The 19,102-nt window shown below is 62.5% G+C and carries 20 protein-coding genes; 9 read left to right on the forward strand and 11 right to left on the reverse strand.

Translation table 11 applies throughout. The features are described from left to right. The first annotated feature begins 135 nt into the window (after nucleotides 1–135). The 4 genes from mutL (at nucleotide 136) to F3H35_RS01455 (ending at nucleotide 5,848) form a co-directional block, all read left to right on the forward strand. Nucleotides 136–1,992 (forward strand): DNA mismatch repair endonuclease MutL, encoded by a 1,857-nt coding sequence (gene mutL / locus F3H35_RS01440; RefSeq protein WP_149777884.1) that lies wholly within the window; start codon nucleotides 136–138, stop codon nucleotides 1,990–1,992. Next, entirely contained in the window at nucleotides 1,989–3,158 is a 1,170-nt protein-coding gene (locus F3H35_RS01445) for a DNA recombination protein RmuC (RefSeq protein WP_149777885.1), read from the forward strand. The genes mutL and F3H35_RS01445 overlap by 4 nt, the downstream gene beginning before the upstream one ends. A 191-nt stretch (nucleotides 3,159–3,349) precedes the next feature. Continuing rightward, nucleotides 3,350–5,170 carry an ATP-dependent nuclease gene (locus tag F3H35_RS01450; protein ID WP_149777886.1) on the forward strand — a complete coding sequence of 607 codons (1,821 nt, stop codon included), beginning with the start codon at nucleotides 3,350–3,352 and terminating at the stop codon, nucleotides 5,168–5,170. Nucleotides 5,171–5,302: 132 nt separating this feature from the next. Next, nucleotides 5,303–5,848 (forward strand): YaeQ family protein, encoded by a 546-nt coding sequence (locus F3H35_RS01455; protein WP_149777887.1) that lies wholly within the window; start codon nucleotides 5,303–5,305, stop codon nucleotides 5,846–5,848. A gap of 33 nt (nucleotides 5,849–5,881) precedes the next feature. Here the strand turns inward: F3H35_RS01455 and F3H35_RS01460 are convergent, their stop codons facing one another. The 4 genes from F3H35_RS01460 to ilvD are packed head-to-tail and all read right to left on the reverse strand — an operon-like array spanning nucleotide 5,882 to nucleotide 9,628. Then, a complete protein-coding gene (locus F3H35_RS01460) occupies nucleotides 5,882–6,259 on the reverse strand; it encodes a hypothetical protein (RefSeq protein ID WP_149777888.1) in 378 nt (125 codons plus the stop codon). A 14-nt stretch (nucleotides 6,260–6,273) separates the two neighbouring features. Next, nucleotides 6,274–7,047 (reverse strand): DUF6478 family protein, encoded by a 774-nt coding sequence (locus F3H35_RS01465; RefSeq protein ID WP_149777889.1) that lies wholly within the window; start codon nucleotides 7,045–7,047, stop codon nucleotides 6,274–6,276. A 57-nt stretch (nucleotides 7,048–7,104) separates the two neighbouring features. Continuing rightward, nucleotides 7,105–7,890, reverse strand: a complete 786-nt coding sequence (locus F3H35_RS01470; protein ID WP_223228279.1) for a hypothetical protein — start codon at nucleotides 7,888–7,890, stop codon at nucleotides 7,105–7,107. Next, nucleotides 7,871–9,628, reverse strand: coding sequence for a dihydroxy-acid dehydratase (gene ilvD, locus F3H35_RS01475; RefSeq protein ID WP_149777890.1), 1,758 nt, complete (start codon nucleotides 9,626–9,628; stop codon nucleotides 7,871–7,873). Before ilvD ends, F3H35_RS01470 begins: the two co-directional genes overlap by 20 nt. 121 nt (nucleotides 9,629–9,749) lie before the next feature. Here ilvD and F3H35_RS01480 point away from each other — a divergent pair, with 121 nt between their 5' ends. Genes F3H35_RS01480 through F3H35_RS01490 form a run of 3 tightly spaced genes read left to right on the forward strand, consistent with a single transcriptional unit; the run spans nucleotide 9,750 to nucleotide 12,943 of the window. Continuing rightward, a complete protein-coding gene (locus F3H35_RS01480; protein WP_149777891.1) occupies nucleotides 9,750–10,637 on the forward strand; it encodes a CPBP family intramembrane glutamic endopeptidase in 888 nt (295 codons plus the stop codon). 60 nt (nucleotides 10,638–10,697) lie between these two features. After that, nucleotides 10,698–11,672, forward strand: a complete 975-nt coding sequence (gene accD / locus F3H35_RS01485) for an acetyl-CoA carboxylase, carboxyltransferase subunit beta (protein ID WP_149777892.1) — start codon at nucleotides 10,698–10,700, stop codon at nucleotides 11,670–11,672. Further along, entirely contained in the window at nucleotides 11,669–12,943 is a 1,275-nt protein-coding gene (locus F3H35_RS01490) for a bifunctional folylpolyglutamate synthase/dihydrofolate synthase (RefSeq protein WP_149777893.1), read from the forward strand. Before accD ends, F3H35_RS01490 begins: the two co-directional genes overlap by 4 nt. Nucleotides 12,944–13,314: 371 nt before the next feature. Here the strand turns inward: F3H35_RS01490 and F3H35_RS01495 are convergent, their stop codons facing one another. From F3H35_RS01495 to F3H35_RS01515, 5 genes are all read right to left on the reverse strand, one after another. Next, nucleotides 13,315–13,884, reverse strand: coding sequence for a F0F1 ATP synthase subunit B (locus tag F3H35_RS01495; RefSeq protein ID WP_223228280.1), 570 nt, complete (start codon nucleotides 13,882–13,884; stop codon nucleotides 13,315–13,317). A gap of 5 nt (nucleotides 13,885–13,889) precedes the next feature. Beyond that, entirely contained in the window at nucleotides 13,890–14,435 is a 546-nt protein-coding gene (locus tag F3H35_RS01500) for a F0F1 ATP synthase subunit B' (RefSeq protein ID WP_149777894.1), read from the reverse strand. Between the two features lie 83 nt (nucleotides 14,436–14,518). Next, on the reverse strand, nucleotides 14,519–14,743 hold the full coding sequence (locus F3H35_RS01505; protein ID WP_007816449.1) for a F0F1 ATP synthase subunit C: 225 nt from the start codon (nucleotides 14,741–14,743) through the stop codon (nucleotides 14,519–14,521). A gap of 52 nt (nucleotides 14,744–14,795) precedes the next feature. Further along, nucleotides 14,796–15,551 carry a F0F1 ATP synthase subunit A gene (locus F3H35_RS01510; protein WP_149777895.1) on the reverse strand — a complete coding sequence of 252 codons (756 nt, stop codon included), beginning with the start codon at nucleotides 15,549–15,551 and terminating at the stop codon, nucleotides 14,796–14,798. After that, a complete protein-coding gene (locus F3H35_RS01515; protein ID WP_007816447.1) occupies nucleotides 15,541–15,903 on the reverse strand; it encodes an AtpZ/AtpI family protein in 363 nt (120 codons plus the stop codon). The genes F3H35_RS01510 and F3H35_RS01515 overlap by 11 nt, the downstream gene beginning before the upstream one ends. A gap of 231 nt (nucleotides 15,904–16,134) precedes the next feature. On the opposite strand from F3H35_RS01515, the gene F3H35_RS01520 reads away from it, so the two are divergent. Then, on the forward strand, nucleotides 16,135–16,485 hold the full coding sequence (locus F3H35_RS01520; RefSeq protein ID WP_149777896.1) for an ArsR/SmtB family transcription factor: 351 nt from the start codon (nucleotides 16,135–16,137) through the stop codon (nucleotides 16,483–16,485). Here F3H35_RS01520 and F3H35_RS01525 read toward each other — a convergent pair whose 3' ends face one another. Both F3H35_RS01525 and F3H35_RS01530 read right to left on the reverse strand, forming a co-directional pair. Then, nucleotides 16,486–17,373 carry a DMT family transporter gene (locus tag F3H35_RS01525; RefSeq protein WP_149777897.1) on the reverse strand — a complete coding sequence of 296 codons (888 nt, stop codon included), beginning with the start codon at nucleotides 17,371–17,373 and terminating at the stop codon, nucleotides 16,486–16,488. Next, nucleotides 17,370–18,251 (reverse strand): LysR family transcriptional regulator, encoded by an 882-nt coding sequence (locus F3H35_RS01530; RefSeq protein ID WP_149777898.1) that lies wholly within the window; start codon nucleotides 18,249–18,251, stop codon nucleotides 17,370–17,372. Before F3H35_RS01530 ends, F3H35_RS01525 begins: the two co-directional genes overlap by 4 nt. Nucleotides 18,252–18,377: 126 nt before the next feature. On the opposite strand from F3H35_RS01530, the gene F3H35_RS01535 reads away from it, so the two are divergent. Next, a complete protein-coding gene (locus F3H35_RS01535) occupies nucleotides 18,378–18,965 on the forward strand; it encodes an FMN-dependent NADH-azoreductase (RefSeq protein ID WP_149777899.1) in 588 nt (195 codons plus the stop codon). The last annotated feature ends 137 nt before the right edge of the window (nucleotides 18,966–19,102 follow it).

The raw sequence follows: 19,102 nt of genomic DNA on the forward strand, positions 1-19,102 counted from the left end.
GTCATCAAACAGCTTTGCATTCACATAATTGAATACAATAGCATTCCAACCCGCAACGTGGGTCTTTTTCGACCACCGCGGCAGACCCAAGAGTGATCTGGCAGAATCGGCGTCACCCATGCTAGGTATTGGGGCATGAACACAGTCAGCCCCAATATAAGCCAGTCGCAGCCGGTGATCCGGCAGCTCGACGACGCGGCGATCAACCGCATCGCGGCGGGCGAGGTTGTGGAAAGACCGGCCTCGGCGGTCAAGGAACTGGTGGAAAACGCGCTGGACGCAGGCGCGCGGCGAATCGACGTGGCCTATGCGGATGGCGGCAAGACGCTGATCCGGGTGACCGATGATGGCTGCGGCATCGCGCCTGACAGCCTGGCGCTTGCGCTGTCGCGGCACGCCACATCGAAGATCGACGGCTCGGACCTGCTCAACATCCACACATTCGGGTTTCGCGGCGAGGCGCTGCCCAGCCTTGGGGCGGTGGGGCGTCTGACGATCACCTCGCGCGCGAGGGGTCACGAGGCCGCCGAGATCGCCGTCAGCGGCGGACAGATGGGCAAGGTGAAGCCCGCAGCGTTGAATGGCGGCACGATCGTCACGCTGCGCGATCTGTTTCATGCCACGCCTGCGCGGCTGAAATTCATGCGCTCGGACCGGGCCGAGGCCCAGGCAATCGGCGATATCGTGCGACGGCTGGCGATGGCCGAGCCCTTCGTGGGCTTTACCCTGCGCGATGTGTCGGGCGGCGGCGAGGGACGGATGGTGTTTCGCGCCGATGCCGAAACGGGCGATATGTTCGATGCGCTGCACGGGCGGTTGGGGCGGATCCTGGGCAGCGATTTCGCGGATAACGCTCTGAGGATCGATGCCACGCGCGACGGGCTGCGGATGACGGGCTATGCCGCGCTGCCCACCTATTCGCGGGGATCGGCGGTGGCGCAATACCTGTTCGTGAATGGCAGGCCGGTGCGCGACCGGATGATGATCGGCGCGCTGCGCGCGGCCTATATGGATGTGCTGAGCCGGGATCGGCACCCGGCGGCGGCGCTGTTTGTGGAGTGCGATCCGATGCTGGTGGATGTGAACGTGCATCCCGCGAAATCCGAGGTACGGTTCCGCGATCCGGGTCTGGCGCGCGGGCTGATCGTGTCGGGGCTGCGTCATGCGCTGGCCGAGGCGGGGCATCGCGCCTCGAGCACCGTGGCGGGCGCTACGCTTGGCGCGATGCGGCCCCAACCGGCAGGGCCGGCCCGGGTCTATCAGATGGACCGCCCGTCGGCACAGGCGCGCGTCGCGGCCTATCAGGCGCAGGCGCCGGGCTTTGCCGAGATGACAGGCGCATTCAGCGCGCGGGTCGAGCCGGTGAACGATCCGGCCGACGAGACCGCGCCCGATGACGTGCCACCCGAGGCGCTGCCGCTTGGCGCGGCGCGCGCGCAGCTTCATGAAAATTACATCCTTGCGCAGACGACGGACGGGATCGTGATCGTCGATGCCCATGCCGCGCATGAGCGGATCGTCTATGAAAAGCTCAAGCGGCAGATGGCCGAGACCGGCGTGGCCAGCCAGGCGCTCTTGATCCCCGAGATCGTCGAGATGTCGGCGGAGGATGCCGCGAGCCTGCTGGAGCTGGCCGAGGATCTGGCGCGTCTGGGGCTGGTGATCGAGCCGTTCGGCGGCGGCGCGGTGGCGGTGCGAGAAACACCGGCGATCCTTGGGGCCTGCGATGCGCGGGCGATGCTGCTGGATATCCTCGATGAGCTGGCCGATCAGGGCGACAGCGGATCGGTGCAGGCGCGGATCGAGGCGATCCTGAGCCGGGTCGCCTGTCACGGATCGGTGCGCAGCGGGCGGCGGCTGCGGGCCGAGGAGATGAACGCCCTGCTGCGCGAGATGGAGGCGACGCCCCATTCGGGACAGTGCAACCATGGCCGGCCCACCTATGTGGATCTCAAGCTGGCCGATATCGAGAGGCTGTTCGGACGCACATGATCCAGATCGGCGAGACAAGCTATGCCTTCGATGATCCCGTGGTGCTGGCGGCTATGGCGGCGGCGGGGCTGATCGTGCTGGTGCTGATCCTGCTGATGATGGCCGTCCGCATGGCGGCGCGCACGGCACGGATGACCGAACCGCTGGCGCAGCAGGTGGGCCAGCTGGGGCAGAACGTGCAGATGCTGAGCCATGGGCAACAGCAGCTTGCGGGCGGGTTGAACCACGTGTCCGAGGCACAGGCGGCGGCGCAGTCGCATCTGCTGCAGCTGATGGAAAAGCGGTTGTCGGACGTGTCGGGGCAGATGGCCGAGAACCTGCAAGGCTCGGCCCGGCGCACGGCGCAATCGCTGGGGGATCTGCAGCAACGGCTGATGGCGATCGACAAGGCGCAGGAGAACATCACCAAGCTGTCGGGCGATGTGCTGAGCCTGCAGGATATCCTGTCGAACAAGCAGACGCGCGGCGCGTTCGGGGAAATCCAGCTGCATGACATCGTGACCAAGGCGCTGCCCTCGGACAGCTACACGTTGCAGGCGACCTTGAGCAACGGGCGGCGGGCGGATTGCCTGATCCATCTGCCCAACCCGCCGGGGCCGATCTGCATCGACAGCAAGTTCCCGCTGGAGGCCTATGAGGCGCTGCGCCGGGCCAAGACCGACTGGGAGGTGAACGAGGCCGCCAAGTTCCTGCGCGTCTCGGTGCGCAAGCACCTGCGGGACATTTCCGAGAAATACATCCTCGATGGCGAGACGGCGGATGGGGCGCTGATGTTCCTGCCCTCCGAGGCGGTCTATGCCGAGTTGCACGCCAATTTCCCCGAACTGGTGCGCGAGGGCTTTGACAAGCGGGTGTGGATCGTGTCGCCGACCACCTGCATGGCGACGCTGAACACGATGCGTGCGATCCTCAAGGACGCGCGGATGCGCGAACAGGCCGGGGCGATCCGGCGCGAATTGGGGCTGCTTTTCGGGGATGTGGAACGGCTGGGGACGCGGGTGGAGAACCTCGACCGGCATTTCAGCCAGGCCGCCAAGGATATCAGCGAGATCAAGATCTCGGCCGACAAGGCCGGCCGCCGCGCCCGCCGTCTGGACAATTTCGACTTCGAGGAACTGGCCCCCGAGACCGAACCCACGATCGTTTCCCTGCCCAAGGGGGGGTGATTGGGGGGTGGTCCTGATGGCAGAGGTGGGTGGGAAAACGACTTTCGCGGCACTGGATACGAACGCCTGCTCTGCGAGGTAAGCTCATGTTGCAGTATGTAACCGATCACATATCACTAAATTTGAGAGCACTGGCTTTCATCACAAAGCTTGATACACTTTGGCACCAACGCGGTTGAGACTGGGTACCCATGCAACTTATAAAGAAAGTAGAAATCCACTACTTGCGTTCGATATACTCAACGTCACTTGACACCGTAGGCGACCTTAACCTGTTTTTTGGCCGAAACGATTCTGGAAAGTCAAACATCCTCCGTGGCCTCAACCTGTTCTTCAATGAACAAACTGATCCAGGTTCAGGTTTTGATTTCGATATTGATATGTCTGACCTGCGAAAGCGAAAAGCTACGGAAGCCAAGGGGCGGCAGTTTGTATGGATCAAAGTCACATTCAACGTGCCGCCTAATTATCAGAAATCTCTTGGCCGCGAGATAAGTGTAAAAAAACAATGGAATCGGTATGGTGGTGACGTAAATGTTTCCTCATATCCTGCGCTTTCCGGCGGGAAAACATCAATACTCACTCGCTTTCTTAATCAAATTGACTTCACGTATATTCCAGCAATCAAAGATCTTGAAGTATATGCTGACCTCATCGAGCGAATGTATTCGTCAGCTTCAGAAAACACCGCTATGTTAGACGCCACCAAACAATTCATCGACGCTATTGGTGAGCAAACCGAGACTCTAACACAGCAGTTGCGAAGGATTTTCGCGGCCAAAGCATCACTGTCAGCGCCTACCAACATGGCAGTTTTATTTCGAAATCTCGATTTTGTTCACGGTGAGGATGGGCATTCTTTGTTCAAACAAAAGGGAGATGGAGTCAAAGCGCGACACCTTCCAGAGCTTCTCCGGTTCATAAACGAGAATGAAGCAAGCAAGAAATACTTCCTTTGGGGTTTCGAAGAGCCAGAAAATTCGCTCGATTTGTCCGCCGCCTCTCTCGAAGCGCAAAGGTTTGCTTCGTTTGCGTCTCGTAGCGACACGCAGATTTTCATAAGCAGTCATTCACCGGCCTTCTATTTGGCACCTTCCGAGGAGGGGTGCAGCACCAAGAGGTTCTTTGTTGAAAAACAATTTTTGGACGAAGAAAACGAGATAACGCCTGATCGCGCGACATCCGCAATAGACAAATTGGAAGATGCAGACAGAACAATGCGCGCGGCTGGATTGATGCAACTCCCTTACGTCATTAGATCTCTAAAGGATCAGCAAGACGCATTTAGTAGAAGCCAAAAGGAAATCCAAGATTTAACAGCACAGCTCGCAACCTTGTCAAAGCCAACACTATTTGTAGAAGGTAAACACGATGTTAAGTCTTATCCGAGACTTTTGTCCGCGTTCGGCGTGAATGACTTTTTCGAGGTAAGGCAATTTTCGGGAACGCCCAAGAATACGAAAGAAATCATCAGCGCTATCTCTCTGGCAGGTGGACTTTCGCCAAGTTCAAGAACGCTCTTTCTATTTGATAATGATCCAGCGGGAAGAAGTTCTCTAGCGGCTTTTGCAGGGAACGGTTCTGATACTTCTGGTTCGCCGGTAAATATTGGTAACGGAAACCTGTATGCGGCAGTGCTGCCATACCAGACTGATCCGTTCGAACAATTCATGATTGAGTGTGGCTTGAAAGAGTCCGAAATCAAGTTTCCATTTGAGATGCTGTTCGTAAACGAAGAGACGCTGAATTTCGTTGAAGAGAAGACAAAAGACGACACGGATTGGCTCGATAGTATTCACGATGATTACTATCGCAGGCCGCAAGCCTTCACCAATAAATTGCGGAAGTTTGCTCCGGGAACTCCTGGCTGGCTGTATGCACGTATGGTTCCAGATGGTCTCAAATCAAAATTCATCACTATAGCATTGCAATCACCAAACAAGAATTGTGAGGCCTTGAAGAAGCTGACTGACACAGTGAGCGACGCACTTCAACTTTCCCACGATCAGTGAAAATGTCCTGTTCAGCCTGGTATCAATCGTGTAAATAGGGCGGCCCCAACGGCAGCAAAGGCCCCACTCCCCCCTTTCACAATCCCCCAAGACACTGTAGGCATCGCGATCTTTGCAGGGTCGGGACATCGCATGGCGCAGAATGCTACCATTTATAAAGTCGAGCTGTCGGTCAGTGACATGGATCGTCACTATTACGAGACCCACAAGCTGACCATCGCCAGGCACCCTTCGGAAACCGATGAGCGGATGATGCTGCGCATCGTCGCCTTTGCGCTCAATGCCCATGAGCATCTGGAGATGACACGCGGGCTGTCCACCGATGACGAGCCGGATATCTGGCAAAAAAGCCTGAGCGGGGAGCTGGATGTCTGGGTCACGCTCGGGCTGCCCAGTGACAAGGTGGTGCGGCAATCCTGCAGCAAGGCGGGGCGGGTGATCCTCTATCCTTATGGCGGCAGGACCGCCGAGATCTGGTGGGACAAGATCAAGGGCAGCACCGCGCGCTTCGACAATCTGCAGGTGATCGGGTTTTCCGAAGCGGAGACCGGCGCCTTGGCGAAGCTTGCCAGGCGCGCGATGAAGATTCAGGTCAATATCCAGGACGGCGAGGTGATGGTGAGTGTCGGGGACGGCATGGTGTATCTCACGCCGCTGACATGGAAGGGGGCGGCGTAGGCCCCCCGATCCGGCACCGGCCCGGCCCGAGCCTTACATCGTCTCGAGGCAATGCCGGCGGAAGGCGCGTTTGAGCATGTCGAGTTCCTCGCGCAGGAGCGTCACCTCGGCGCGGATGTCGTCGCTCAGCGCGTCGCCGGCGATCAGCGTGAAGCTGTCCAGTGTCTCGCCGGTCTTGCGGTCGAGGATCAGGAAGGTCTGCACCCCGTCGGCGATCTTTTCCGGGGGGATCGGGATGCGGAGGGTCCAGAGCTTTTGCTCGGGGTTTTCCACGATCTCGACGCCGGGGATATCCTCTTGCAGGTGGGTCACCTGAATATCGGGCTGGTAATTGCCCTCGCCCTCGCAGGTCAGGACGCCTTGCCAGACGCCTTCGAGCAGCCGTGTCTTGGTCAGTGTGAGCTTGGACATGCGAAACCTCTGGATCAGAACTCGGCGCGGGGGTGACGGCAGAAGGTCAGGTCGCGGATGATCACCTGACTCATCTGCGGGTTCTCGAAGATCAGATCGACCCATGCGCGCTCGACCCGCTTTTCGTTGATGTTGGAATAGGCCAGATCGAATTCGACGGCGATCTCGTCTTCGTGCAGGGGCAATTCGCGCACGAGCTGTTCGGTGTTCGGGCCGTGCTTGATGTTGAGACGGATGAAGATCTCGATCGGCTTTTCCAGTTCGATGATCGTGTCGAGCCGGATCAGGTGGCGGCGTTGGAGGCCCATCATCGCCTGCTCGGGCAGATCCAGCAACAGCGACAGGAAAGAGCCGTCGAAGCGGAACACGTCCATGCGCAGCCCGAACGGGGCAAGATCGGCCTCGCTCTGGTTTCGGACCTGGCGCAGGGTGAGTTCGGATTGTTCGCAATCGTGATACAATGTCACCACATCGCCGAGGCGGGTCTTGCTGGCCACGGTGGACATGCCGGGCATCGCCAGAGGCTGGCACCAGAGGTTCGGGCGCCATGACCAGTCGGTGCCATGCGGCTTGTGAAAGATGTTCGAGCCGATCATCGGCAAGGCCAGACGGTTGTCGGCCACCGAGATCACCTCGTTCAGACTGTGCCGCAGGTGACGGGCGCGCCCACGCTCGATGCGCAATTGCGACAGGCTGAGGTCATGAGCCTTGCGGGCCACCTTGCGCCAGCGACGCAAATTGCGCCGATGCATGAGCCAGTCCAGAACGGCAGTGCCCTTGTAAATCATGCAGATGTCATCCCGGCTCGACCCGCCCAACTTGTCCCGACACGATCTGTCATAGCACTAACCTGAATTCCGAAACAATCCACTCAATAGCGAGCGCAACCCGGTTGGGCGCGGGTCGGTATCGGGATCGGTGGAGGATGTGTCCGCGCCTGAGTCGTCCGATGGCTCGGGAGCGGCGTCCGGGGTCTGGGCGGGAGGCTCTGATGTCGCGCTCTCGGAGGCCGAAACGAGGACCAGATCGGGGCTACCCGCCTGCAGCGCCTGAGCCAGATCCGACAAAAGGCGCCGCCCGTCCGTGCCGGCAAGAGAGCTGCCCGCGGGTCCGTAGACCGAAAGGCCCAGAAGATGCCCGTTGATGACCATACCGCCCCGCCAGTAGCGCGGATCGCCGCCCGGCAGGAGCTGCCCGCCGCCCATGGCGAAGCGGACCATCGACAGATCCGGGCCGTCGATCACGTCAAGCGCCTCGATGGGTGCCATCGAGGCGGCAATCTCTTGCGCGGTGGGACGTTGGGCGGGGGCGCCTGTGCGCGGCAGCACCGACACGGTCATCAGAGCCGCCTGCACGGGCACGCCCGGCGTACCTGTCAGGCTTTCGCAACTGGCCATCGGAACGAAGGCCCCCGAGGCACCGCGCCGGATATGCGCGCCATCGATGCAATAGCCCGGCGGCCCGGAGACCACCACTTCGCCATCATAAAGCGCCACCTGCTGCAACACATCCGACTGCGACCGGGTCTGAGGCGCGATCACGCAACCCGCAAGTGACAGACACACACCAAGCACAAAGGCCCGGCGCACCATGCGCCGGGCCGCTGGCCCGTCAAAGGTCCATGTAGACATGCCGCTCGGCCTTGCCGCCGGGATGGGTCACAGCCCCCTTGTAGGTCTCGCCCACAAGCTTCGCGAATTTCCAGATCGCACCGGTGGCATAGATCGTCTCGCGCGGGCCGGCCCAGTTTTCCTTGCGCTTGGCCAGTTCCTCGTCCGAGAGATCGACGCTCAGTTCGCCCTTGATCGCGTCGATGGTGACCACATCGCCGGTCTGGATCAGGGCGATCGGGCCGCCATGCGCCGCTTCGGGGCCGACATGGCCCACACAGAACCCGCGTGTGGCGCCCGAAAAGCGCCCATCGGTGATCAGAGCGACCTTCTTGCCCATGCCCTGCCCGGACAGCGCGGCGGTCGTGGACAGCATCTCGCGCATACCGGGGCCGCCTGCGGGGCCTTCGTTGCGGATCACGATGACCTCGCCTTCCTTGTACTGGCGTGCCTTGACCGCCTCGAACGCGTCCTCTTCGCATTCGAACACGCGCGCCGGGCCGGTGAAGACCTGATGCTCGGGGGCGATGCCCGCGACCTTCACGATGGCGCCCTGCGGCGCAAGATTGCCCTTGAGGCCGACGACGCCGCCGGTCTTGGTGATCGGCTTTTCGATCGGATAGATCACGCGGCCATCGGCCTCGCGTTCGATCAGGTCAAGCTCTTCGCCGATGGAACGGCCCGAGGCGGTGATGCAATCCTCGTGGATGAGCCCGGCCTTGCGCAGCTCTTTCATCACGACGGGAATGCCGCCCGCATCATAGAGATCCTTGGCCACATACTGACCACCGGGCTTGAGATCGACGAAATAGGGCGTGTCGCGGAAAATCTCGCAGACATCTTCGAGGAAGAAGTCGATCCCCGCCTCATGGGCGATGGCCGGAAGGTGCAGGCCCGCATTGGTGGAGCCGCCGGTGCAGGCCACGACGCGTGCGGCGTTCTGCAGGCTCTTGAGCGTGACCACGTCCCGCGCACGGATGTTCTTTTCCAGAAGGTTCATCACCGCGCGGCCCGATGCCTCGGCATATTGGTCGCGGGATTCGTAGGGCGCGGGCATGCCGGAGCTGTTCATCAGCGCAAGGCCGATCGCCTCGGAGACGCAGGCCATTGTGTTGGCGGTGAACTGCCCGCCGCAAGCGCCGGCCGAGGGGCAGGCGACGCGTTCGAGCATATCGAGCGCCTTGTCGGACATCTGATCATTCTGGTGCCAACCGACGGCTTCGAACATGTCCTGCACCGTCAGATCACGGTTGCGGAATTCTTCGGGGATTTCGTTCACCTGAGGCGCCTTGCCCGGCAGGATCGACCCGCCATAGATGAACACCGACGGCACATTGAGCCGCACCATCGCCATCATCATGCCCGGCAGCGACTTGTCACAGCCCGCAAGACCCACAAGCGCGTCATAGCAATGGCCCCGCATGGTCAGCTCGACGGTGTCGGCAATCGCCTCGCGGCTGGCAAGCGAGCTGCGCATCCCTTCATGGCCCATGGCGATCCCGTCGGTCACGGTGATCGTGGTGAATTCACGCGGGCTGCCATGCGCTTCCTTGACGCCGCCCTTGACGGCCTGCGCCTGACGGTTGAGCGCGATGTTGCAGGGGGCTGCCTCGTTCCAGCAGGTGGCCACGCCGACCAGCGGCTGATGGATCTCGGTCTCGGTCATGCCCATGGCGTAGTAATAGGACCGATGCGGCGCGCGGGCCGGTCCTTCGGTCACGTAACGGCTGGGCAGTTTGGATTTGTCGAATTTGGTCATCAGGGCCTCCCGGACAATGTTGCAACCCGGTTTAAGTGACGCGGCATCGCTGGACAAGGGCGACTTGGCGCGTGGCGCGATGACTGTTTCGCGCGGCCCCGCGATGCTTTAGCGTCCAAGCATGAGCTATGAGCCCCATGAACAGCTGGTCGTCCCGGCGCGACCCTCGGCGCATCCCTTGCGGCTTTTGGCCGGGGTCGTGCTGACGGCGGTGCTGTTCATCAGCTTAAGCCGGCTTTGGTCGCGGCTCTATCGTGCGGTGATTGGTCCGGAAGCCTGGGACAGGCTGGCAGACGGGATGATGCAGGGCGCAACGCCGGCGGGTGTGCTCATCAACCTGTTCCTGTTCGGGCTGCTGATTGTAGCGCTGGCGATCACGCTGAAGGTGCTGCACCGGCGCAGGCTGCGCGAGCTGATCGGGCCGCCCGCGCTGGCGCTGCGGCAGTTCCGACAGGTGACGGTGGCGCTGCTGATGCTGTTCGCGGTGGTCATGCTGCTGCCGGGCGATGCCAGCACCGCCCCCCAGCCCAACATGCCCTTCGGGCGCTGGCTGCTGTTGCTGCCGCTGGGGCTGATCGGACTGATGATCCAGACCAGCGCCGAAGAGATTGCCTTTCGCGGCTATCTGCAAAGCCAGCTTGCCGCATGGGTCAGCCATCCGGCGGTCTGGATGGGGGTGCCTTCGGCGCTTTTCGCGATGCTGCATTACGATCCGGTGACAAACGGGACGAACACCTGGCTGGTGGTGGGCTGGGCCTTTGGTTTCGGGCTGGCGGCGGCGGATCTCACGGCGCGGTCGGGCACGCTTGGACCAGCGATCGCGCTGCATCTGGTGAACAATTTTGGCGCGGTGCTGATCGCGGCGCCGGGGGGCAATTTCGATGGGCTGGCGCTGTATGTCTATCCGTTCTCATTGGGCGATGACGACGTGCTGTGGCAGTGGTTTCCCATCGACCTGATGATGCTGGCGTGCAGCTGGCTGGCGGCGCGGGTCGCGATGCGCTGCTGATTGCATTCCGCGCATCAGCCCATTATCTGAAGGCAGCGAGGCAAAAGGGGACACCGCCGCATGAACTGGATCACGAATTACGTGCGCCCGCGCATCAACTCGATCTTCTCGCGGCGCGAGATGCCCGAGAACTTGTGGTCCAAATGCGATGACTGCGGCACCATGCTGTTTCACCGCGAATTGAGCGACAATCTGAACGTCTGCACGAATTGCGGCCACCATATGCCGATCAGCCCGCGCGACCGGTTCAAGGCGCTGTTCGACGGCGGGATTTTCTCGGAGATCGCGGTGCCTGCGCCTGTGGTCGATCCGCTGCAATTCCGCGACCAGAAGAAATATCCCGACCGCATGAAAGCCGCGCAGAAAGCCACCGGCGAGAAAGAGGCCATGCTGGTCGCCCATGGCGAGATGGGCCGCACGCCAATCGTGGCGGCGGCGCAGGATTTCAGCTTCATGGGCGGCTCGATGGGGATGTATGTGGGCAATGCCATCATCGCCGCCGCGCAGGAAGCGGTGAAGATGAACCGCCCGCTGATTCTGTTTTCCGCCGCCGGGGGCGCCCGGATGCAGGAAGGGATCCTGAGCCTGATGCAGATGCCGCGCAGCACGGTGGCGATCCAGATGCTCAAGGAGGCAGGGCTGCCGTATATCGTGGTGCTGACCCATCCCACGACGGGGGGCGTCACCGCGTCCTATGCGATGCTGGGCGATGTGCATATCGCCGAACCCAATGCGCTGATCTGCTTTGCCGGGCCGCGCGTGATCGAGCAGACCATCCGCGAGAAACTGCCCGAAGGGTTCCAGCGCGCCGAATACCTGCTGGATCACGGGATGCTGGACCGGGTGACGCCGCGCGGCCAGATGCGCAACGAACTGATCACCATCACCCGGATGCTTCTGGGCCTGTCCCCTGCTGTCAGGGGCGAATTGCCAGCGCCCGAAGCCGATGCCGATGCCGGGAACGAGGCCGCAACCGGCGGCGCCGAGACGCAGACGGCTGACGTGCAGACCGACAAGCCAAACGCCACCGAATGAGCGGCCTTCATTCCGACGCCATCCTTGAACGGATGATGGCGCTGCACCCCAAGATCATCGACCTCACGCTGGACCGGGTCTGGCGTCTGCTGGAGCGGCTGGACAACCCACAGGACCGCTTGCCGCCGGTGATCCATATCGCAGGCACCAACGGCAAGGGCTCGACGCTGGCGATGATCCGCGCCGGGATCGAGGGGGCGGGGCTGCGCGCCCATGCCTATACCTCGCCGCATCTGGCGCGGTTTCACGAACGTATCCGGCTGGCCGGAGAGCTGATTTCGGAACCCGATCTGAGCGCCGTTCTCGACGAATGCTATGCCGCCAATGGCGGCGAGCCGATCACCTATTTCGAGATCACCACCTGTGCCGCGTTCCTGGCGATGTCGCGCATCGAAGCCGATTACACCCTGCTCGAGGTGGGTCTTGGCGGGCGGCTGGATGCGACGAATGTGATCCCGCGCCCTGCCCTCACAGTCATCACCCCGGTGTCGATGGATCACGAGCAATATCTGGGCGACACGATTGCCAAGATCGCAGGCGAAAAGGCCGGGATCCTCAAGCGCGGCGTTCCTTGCGTCGTCGGCCCGCAGGAAGAGGCGGCGGAGGCCGCGATCGAGGCCCGCGCGCAGGCGCTTGGCGCGCCCTTGATCGCGCAGGGGCAGCATTGGCATGTCAGCGAGGATCACGGGCGGCTGGTGTTTCAGGACGAAACCGGGCTGGCCGATCTGCCGCTGCCCAATCTTCCGGGCGCGCACCAGATCGACAATGCCGGCGCCGCGCTGGCGGCGCTGCGCCATCTGGGTCTGGGAGAGGCTGCACAGGAGGCTGCGGTCACCCGCGCCGAATGGCCCGCCCGGATGCAGAAGCTGCGGCACGGCCCGCTGATCGAGGCCGCGCCCGAGGCCGAGCTGTGGCTTGATGGCGGGCATAACGCGGCGGCGGGACAGGCGCTCGGGCGACATCTGGCCACCCTGCCCGCACGGCCCACGCATCTGATCTGCGGGATGCTGAACACCAAGGATATCGCGGGCTACCTGGCGCCGCTGGCGGCGCAGGCGGCCAGCCTGACCGCAGTGTCGATACCCGGCGAGGCCAATACCCTGCCCGCCGAGACGACCGCCGCCGCCGCCCGCGCCGCCGGGATGGAAGCGCATGTGGCAAACACCGTGCTGGACGCGGTGAAGCGGATCACGTCCGCGGACCCCAAGGCACGCATCCTGATTTGCGGCTCGCTCTATCTGGCGGGCGGTGTTCTGCGCGAGAACGGCTGACAGGGGACCGGCAACGCGCCTGCCGGTCACAACCGCGCCTCTCTCGAGAGCGTTTTGCAGGTCACTTTCGCGCTCATGCGGGAAATTTCGTACAATCGAATCACTAGGCGTTGACCGATTCGATCTGAGTCGCCAATATCTTCGCAACGGTTCCGATACGGGACGACCGGGCAGCACTCGGAACATGCCCTCTCGCGTATCACAAGGTGTTCAGTGTCAACGTGGCAGGAATGATCGAGGGGCCGAACCAACGGCCCCCTTTCATTTTCGGCGCCCGACAAATGAGCCCCCGCTCACCGCTCCCCCCGGCCCAAAAGAAAAAGCCCGGTCACTCAGGACCGGGCTTGTTCATTCCTGGACTGCGGCAAGCGTCAGTGCAGCTTGGCGTCGACCTGTCCGATGGCGTCGTCGATCAGCTTGTTGCCGTCGGCGGCGGTCATGTTCTTGGCGATCACATCGGTGGCGGCGGCCACGGCGATGCGGATGGCTTCGTTGCGAACATCGCGGATCGCGTTGGCTTCGGCCGATGCGATCTGATCCTCGGCCGCTTTCAGGCGGCGCTTGATCGATGCCTTGAGGTCCAGCTTGGCCTGCTCGGCGGCCTCGGCGGCCTCCTGCTTGGCGGCGGCGATGATGCGCTCGGACTGTTCCTGCACTTCCTTTTGCTTGCGCTCGTAGCCCGCAAGCAGGGTCTGTGCCTCATCGCGAAGCGCGCGCGCCTCGTCGAGTTCGGCCTTGATACCCTCGGCGCGCTTGTCGAGAAGCCCACCCAGAAGCGACGGCACCTTGAAGTAGAGCAGGATGCCGATGAACACCAGAAAGCCGAGCGTCACGACGAAATCGGTATTCTCGAGCGAGAAGAAGGGCTTGCCCGCAGCCGCCAGCGCGGGGCTGGCAGAGACCGTGGCGGCAAGCGCGATCAGCATGGAAGATCCTCTCATGGCGCTTATCCCTTCATCTTTGCAGTGACAGCCGAGGTGATCGACCGCGCATCGGCGCTGCCACCCAAAGCGGCGACGAGTTCCTTGGCGGTGTCCTTGGCCACCTCCTTGACGCTGTCCATCGCCCCGTCGCGGATCGCAGCGATCGTCTTTTCGCTTTCGGCCAGCTTGGCGGCGATTTCGGCGTCGGCCTTGGCGGTCGCATCATCCAGGTCCGCCTGGATTTCGGCCTTGGCCTGAGCGATGATCTTCTGCGCCTCGGCGCGGGCATTGGCCAGCGCCTTGTTATAAGCCTCTTCGGCCTCGACGGCCTTGACCTTGAGATCCTCGGCTGCGGCGAGATCGTTGGTGATGGTTCCCTGACGCTCGGCCAGAACGGCCGCGATGCGCGGAAGGGCCACGCGCGACAGGAAGAAGAAGATCACGACCAGCGTGACCGTGAGCCAGAAGATCTGGTTGGGCCACCAGTCGAAGCACAGCTGGGGCATGCCGACGGCAGAGCCGTCAACGACACAGGTGCTTACAGTCTGCCCGGTTGTTTCGGTCGCCATTGCGTCCTCCGTCGGAACTTGGTCTCACTATCGGGCGGCCAGTCGTGCCAGCCGCCCGCACGTAAGGAAAGGTTCCGTAAGGCTTAGACGGCGAACATCAGCAGCAGAGCGACCAGGAACGAGAAGATGCCCAGTGCTTCTGCGAATGCGATGCCGATGAACAGGGTCGCGGTCTGACCGGCCGCTGCCGAGGGGTTGCGCAGAGCGCCGGACAGGAAGTTGCCTGCCACGTTGCCCACACCGATTGCGGCTGCGCCGGAACCGATTGCTGCGAGACCTGCGCCGATATGTGCGAGTTCACCTTCCATGATGTATTCTCCTTACGATTGGAAGTTGTAGGTATGTTTGAGCGGTTCGACCTTAGTGCGAGGGATGCAGCGCATCCTTGAGATACACGCAGGTCAGGATCGTGAAGACATAGGCCTGGATGAAGGACACCAGGATTTCGAGCCCGTACATCGCGGTCACACCGAGGATCGCCAGCGGGCTGACCGCCGCGATCGCGGCGAAGCCGGCGAACACCTTGATCACCGCGTGACCGGCCATCAGGTTGCCGGCAAGACGGATCGAGTGGCTGACGGGACGCACGAAGTAGGAAATCACCTCGATGATGGCGAGGATCGGGCGCAGCGGCAGAGGCGCGCTGCTAACCCAGAAGAGGCCAAGGAAGGCCGCGCCGTTCTTGACGAAGCCCACGACGGTGACGGTGATGAACACCAGCAGCGCCAGCACGACCGTCACGGCGAAATGCGACGTGGTGGTGAACGAGCCGGGGATCAGGCCAAGGAAGTTGGCGAAGACGATGAACATGAACAGCGTCATGATATACGGGAAGAAGCCCACGGCGTCCTTGCCGGCGACATCCTCGACCATCTTGTAGATGAAGCCGTAAGCCAGCTCGCCGATCGACTGCATCCGACCCGGAATGGTCGAGCGCCCGGAGGTGCCCAGAACCATCAGCGCGATGACGGCGATGATGGTCAGCGCCATCCAGAGTGTCACATTGGTGATCGTGAAAAGACCCACCGGGCCGTCTCCGAACAGCGGGCTCACGATGAACTGATCCATCGGGTGGAACACCAGACCGCCTGCTTCGCCCTTCGCTTCAGTCGCCATCTTTCGTCCTCTTGTCGTCGCCCGACCCGGGCGCAATGTCTTCGGCCTCTTCGGCCAGCTTCTTGCGCTGGATTTCGTCTGCGCTGCGCATCATCGTCTTGATGCCCGCGGCCAGACCCAGCAATGTGAACAGCACGAGGAAGATCGGGATCGTCCCGAACAGGCTATCAAGCCCGTATCCCATGCCGAAGCCGATCATCAGACCGGCCACAAGTTCCGTTACCATCCGCCAGGCGACCTGCGCCTGACTGTAGTGTTCCTCGGAATGGTGACGCGGCTCTTTCTTCTTTTTCAGAGCCGCGATCCTGTCCTCAAGCTGCGCCAGGCGCTCGCTTTGGTCGGGATCTGTCACGATGGTTTACCCCTTGGAACGGTTGTGCCTTTGCTATGCGGCGGATGGCAGTGAGTCAAGCGCGCGTGAAGACCCGCAAGGGCAGCGTTAAGTATCTGAAAAAATTTAATAAAGATCAGCGCCACAAGAGCCGGGGTATTGTGCCGCAGCCGCCTGCAGCGCCGTTCCGGTCGTTTCGGCATATTCAACCAAATGGTTGACGAATGACAGGCGCCGCGCTTTATGGCCTGCATGTCCGAACAGCTCGATATCACCTTTCAGGCCTTGGCCGACCCCACCAGACGGGCAATCCTGTCGATGCTTCTCGAGGATGACATGGCCGTGACCGACGTGGCCGAACCGTTCGAGATGTCGCTGACCGCGATTTCCAAGCATCTGGGGATTCTCAGCCGCGCGGGGCTTATCAGCCAGGAACGGCGCGGGCGGGTGAAATGGTGCAAGCTGGAACCCGACGCCCTGCGCGACGCGAGCATCTGGATGCAGAGCTTCGGGCAGTTCGAGGCGGTGAACCTCGATGCGTTCGAGAAATTCCTGGCGGCCGAGCTGTCCGGCGGTGACGCGGCCCTGCCCAACGAGGACTGACTAGGCCGGGTGCTCGTCCTTGAGCAGCAGCACAAGCGCCGTCAGGATCATCGCCACGCCGATCATCACCATCACAGGCGGCACGCCATTGCCCAAAGCCGCCTCCCAGCAGATCACCCAGACCGGGGTCAGATAGGTATAGGCCATCACCTTGGCGCTTGGCAGCCTGAGCGACGCGTATTGCAGCAGAACGAAGGTGATCGCCGTCGCCGCCACCGTCACATAGGCCAGCGTGATCCAGACGATCGGCGGCAATGCCCCCCAGTCGGTCGCGCGCAGCGCGGGCCAGCCCGCGCCCGTGACCAGAAGGGCCGCGGCCACCATGGCGCCAAAGGAGAACACGACCGGCGGCTCGCCCCGGTTCAGCTTGCGCACCATCGGCGTATAAAAGGCATGGGCCACACAGCCGAGGAAATAGATCGCCTCGCCGCGACCCACCTGAAAGGCCGCCAAAGCCGCCCAATCCGCCTCGAAGATCACCCAGAGCGCGCCCGCGCCCCCGACGCTGAGCGCAAGCGCCATGCGCCGGGTCATCGCCTGACGCAGCAGCAGATAGCCGAAGAGCCCCGCGATCATCGGCGTCAGGGTGAACACCGCCGCCGCCGACACAGGGCGCGCGGTTTTCAGCCCCTCGAACATCAGCACGAAGTACAGCCCCATCGACCCGCCAAGGATCAGATAGCGCCACGGCGCCCGGAACGCGGGCCGCGACAGGCCATGGGTGGCATGGGCCGCCGCCCCCAGAAGGCAGGCGGCGATCACGAAGCGCACCGCATTCAGAGCCGTCGGCGCGATCTCGTTCGCCGCCATGGAGCCAAGCGCGAAAGACCCCGCGATCAGCGCCGAGAAGGTGAGCATCGCAAGATGGCCGCGAAGCCGGTCGCTCATGCGTCATCCCAATCGCGGGCGCGTTTCTTGAGAAAGGACAGGAAGGATTGCACCTTGGTGGTGCGGTGCAGGTCCATATGGGTCACCAGCCACAGGGGTGCGGCCCAGTCCTCGCGCGGGGGGACCACCTCGATCAGGCCGCCCATCTCGCGCGCCTGCAGCCGCGACATGAAGCCGATGCCTGCGCCTTCCTTGATCGCGCGGCGCTGCGCATGCACGTCGCCGCTGCGGAACACGATATTGGCCGCCGGGATCGTCTCGCGCATCCAGCGAAAGAACGGCGCGCGGGAATTGGGGTCATCGGCCCCGACGAAACGGTGCCCGGACATCTCGGCCTCGGATTGCGGCAGACCGTGGCGCGCAGCATAGGAGTCAGAGGCGAAAAGCGTGATCTTCTGATGAAAGAAGGGCTGTACCACGTTGTCGGGCTGATCGGGTACGGCACCGGCGCGGATCGCCACATGCGCCTCGCCATATTCCAGCCGAAAGAGCCGGTCACCGGTCAGGTAGCGCACGATGATATCAGGGAATTCGGCCTGAAACTCGGTCAGGACCGGAACCAGAAGATGACTGAGCCCGCCAAGCGAGGTAACCACCAGCTCGCCCGAGACATCGTTGCCACGCCCCTTGATGCGCCCGACAAGCTGCGAGAACTGGTCATCGGTGGCCTGCGCCACGCGCAACAGATCCTCGCCCGCCTCGGTCGGGGTATAGCCGCGCGCGTGCCGTTGAAACAGCTTGACCCCAAGGCGCTGCTCCAGCGCGTCGATATGGCGGATGACCGTGGCGTGATGCACGCCAAGCACCTCGGCGGCACCACTGACCGTACCGATGCGGGCCACGTTGAAGGCGGTGCGGATTTCATCCCAGTTGTCCATGAAGGCTCCGATAACAAATGTGCAAATCTCAACACTTAATGTTTCTCACGAAAGATTGCGTTTGAAAAGGCACAGGCTAATTAACGCGGTGACGCAATACACCCCCAATCGCACAGGACCACACTGATGACCCATAGCATTCTTCGTATCGACGCCTCGGCGCGCGCCCAAGGCTCTGTCACCCGCGATCTGACCGGGCGCATCGCCGCCCTTTGGCCCGCCGCCCATGTGCGGCATCGCGATCTGGCCGCGGACCCGCTGCCGCATCTGACCGAGGACTGGGTGAGCGCCAATTTCACCCCCGAGGCCAACCGCACCGCCACACAAGCGAAGGCGCTTGCGCTGTCCGACAGCCTGATCGACGAGCTGCGCGCCGCCGATAAGCTGGTGATCGGGCTGCCGGTCTACAATTTCGGCGTGCCTTCGGCGCTGAAGGCATGGATCGACCATGTGGCGCGCGCCGGTGTTACCTTCCGCTATACCGAAACCGGCCCGGAAGGTCTGTTGACCGGCAAGCGCGCGATCCTTGCGATGGCCTCGGGCGGCACGCAGGCGGGCGCCGAGATCGACTACGCCTCGACCTATATGCGCCACATCCTCGGCTTTGTCGGGATCACCGACGTGACCGTGGTGGCCGCCGATCAGCTGGCGCTGGACGCCGACGCAAGCCTTGCCCGCGCGCTGGACCAGATCGGCGAGCTGCAGGCCGCCTGAGCCGCCGCCAGATGCGCCCGGTCTTGACAGGGCCGGGCGCGCGCAGTAACAGCGCGCATTAATCCGGAAGTCCATCGAGCTTCCGGTCCCATGGCCTTTGGCCGGGATCGCCCCCCGTCAGCGCGTTGCGCCCACGG

Source organism: Roseovarius litoreus (assembly GCF_900142765.1).
Lineage (GTDB): Bacteria > Pseudomonadota > Alphaproteobacteria > Rhodobacterales > Rhodobacteraceae > Roseovarius > Roseovarius litoreus.

Excerpts from the sequence above, each read along its gene's own strand:
- F3H35_RS01530 (WP_149777898.1), bottom strand. The coding sequence starts at position 18,251 with ATGGACAACTGGGATGAAATCCGCACCGCCTTCAACGTGGCCCGCATC.
- accD (WP_149777892.1), top strand. The coding sequence starts at position 10,698 with ATGAACTGGATCACGAATTACGTGCGCCCGCGCATCAACTCGATCTTC.
- F3H35_RS01450 (WP_149777886.1), top strand. The coding sequence starts at position 3,350 with ATGCAACTTATAAAGAAAGTAGAAATCCACTACTTGCGTTCGATATAC.
- F3H35_RS01455 (WP_149777887.1), top strand. The coding sequence starts at position 5,303 with ATGGCGCAGAATGCTACCATTTATAAAGTCGAGCTGTCGGTCAGTGAC.
- F3H35_RS01470 (WP_223228279.1), bottom strand. The coding sequence starts at position 7,890 with ATGTCTACATGGACCTTTGACGGGCCAGCGGCCCGGCGCATGGTGCGC.
- F3H35_RS01500 (WP_149777894.1), bottom strand. The coding sequence starts at position 14,435 with ATGGCGACCGAAACAACCGGGCAGACTGTAAGCACCTGTGTCGTTGAC.
- F3H35_RS01465 (WP_149777889.1), bottom strand. The coding sequence starts at position 7,047 with ATGATTTACAAGGGCACTGCCGTTCTGGACTGGCTCATGCATCGGCGC.
- F3H35_RS01535 (WP_149777899.1), top strand. The coding sequence starts at position 18,378 with ATGACCCATAGCATTCTTCGTATCGACGCCTCGGCGCGCGCCCAAGGC.
- F3H35_RS01490 (WP_149777893.1), top strand. The coding sequence starts at position 11,669 with ATGAGCGGCCTTCATTCCGACGCCATCCTTGAACGGATGATGGCGCTG.
- ilvD (WP_149777890.1), bottom strand. The coding sequence starts at position 9,628 with ATGACCAAATTCGACAAATCCAAACTGCCCAGCCGTTACGTGACCGAA.
- F3H35_RS01460 (WP_149777888.1), bottom strand. The coding sequence starts at position 6,259 with ATGTCCAAGCTCACACTGACCAAGACACGGCTGCTCGAAGGCGTCTGG.
- mutL (WP_149777884.1), top strand. The coding sequence starts at position 136 with ATGAACACAGTCAGCCCCAATATAAGCCAGTCGCAGCCGGTGATCCGG.
- F3H35_RS01480 (WP_149777891.1), top strand. The coding sequence starts at position 9,750 with ATGAGCTATGAGCCCCATGAACAGCTGGTCGTCCCGGCGCGACCCTCG.
- F3H35_RS01445 (WP_149777885.1), top strand. The coding sequence starts at position 1,989 with ATGATCCAGATCGGCGAGACAAGCTATGCCTTCGATGATCCCGTGGTG.
- F3H35_RS01495 (WP_223228280.1), bottom strand. The coding sequence starts at position 13,884 with ATGAGAGGATCTTCCATGCTGATCGCGCTTGCCGCCACGGTCTCTGCC.
- F3H35_RS01520 (WP_149777896.1), top strand. The coding sequence starts at position 16,135 with ATGTCCGAACAGCTCGATATCACCTTTCAGGCCTTGGCCGACCCCACC.
- F3H35_RS01510 (WP_149777895.1), bottom strand. The coding sequence starts at position 15,551 with ATGGCGACTGAAGCGAAGGGCGAAGCAGGCGGTCTGGTGTTCCACCCG.
- F3H35_RS01525 (WP_149777897.1), bottom strand. The coding sequence starts at position 17,373 with ATGAGCGACCGGCTTCGCGGCCATCTTGCGATGCTCACCTTCTCGGCG.
- F3H35_RS01505 (WP_007816449.1), bottom strand. The coding sequence starts at position 14,743 with ATGGAAGGTGAACTCGCACATATCGGCGCAGGTCTCGCAGCAATCGGT.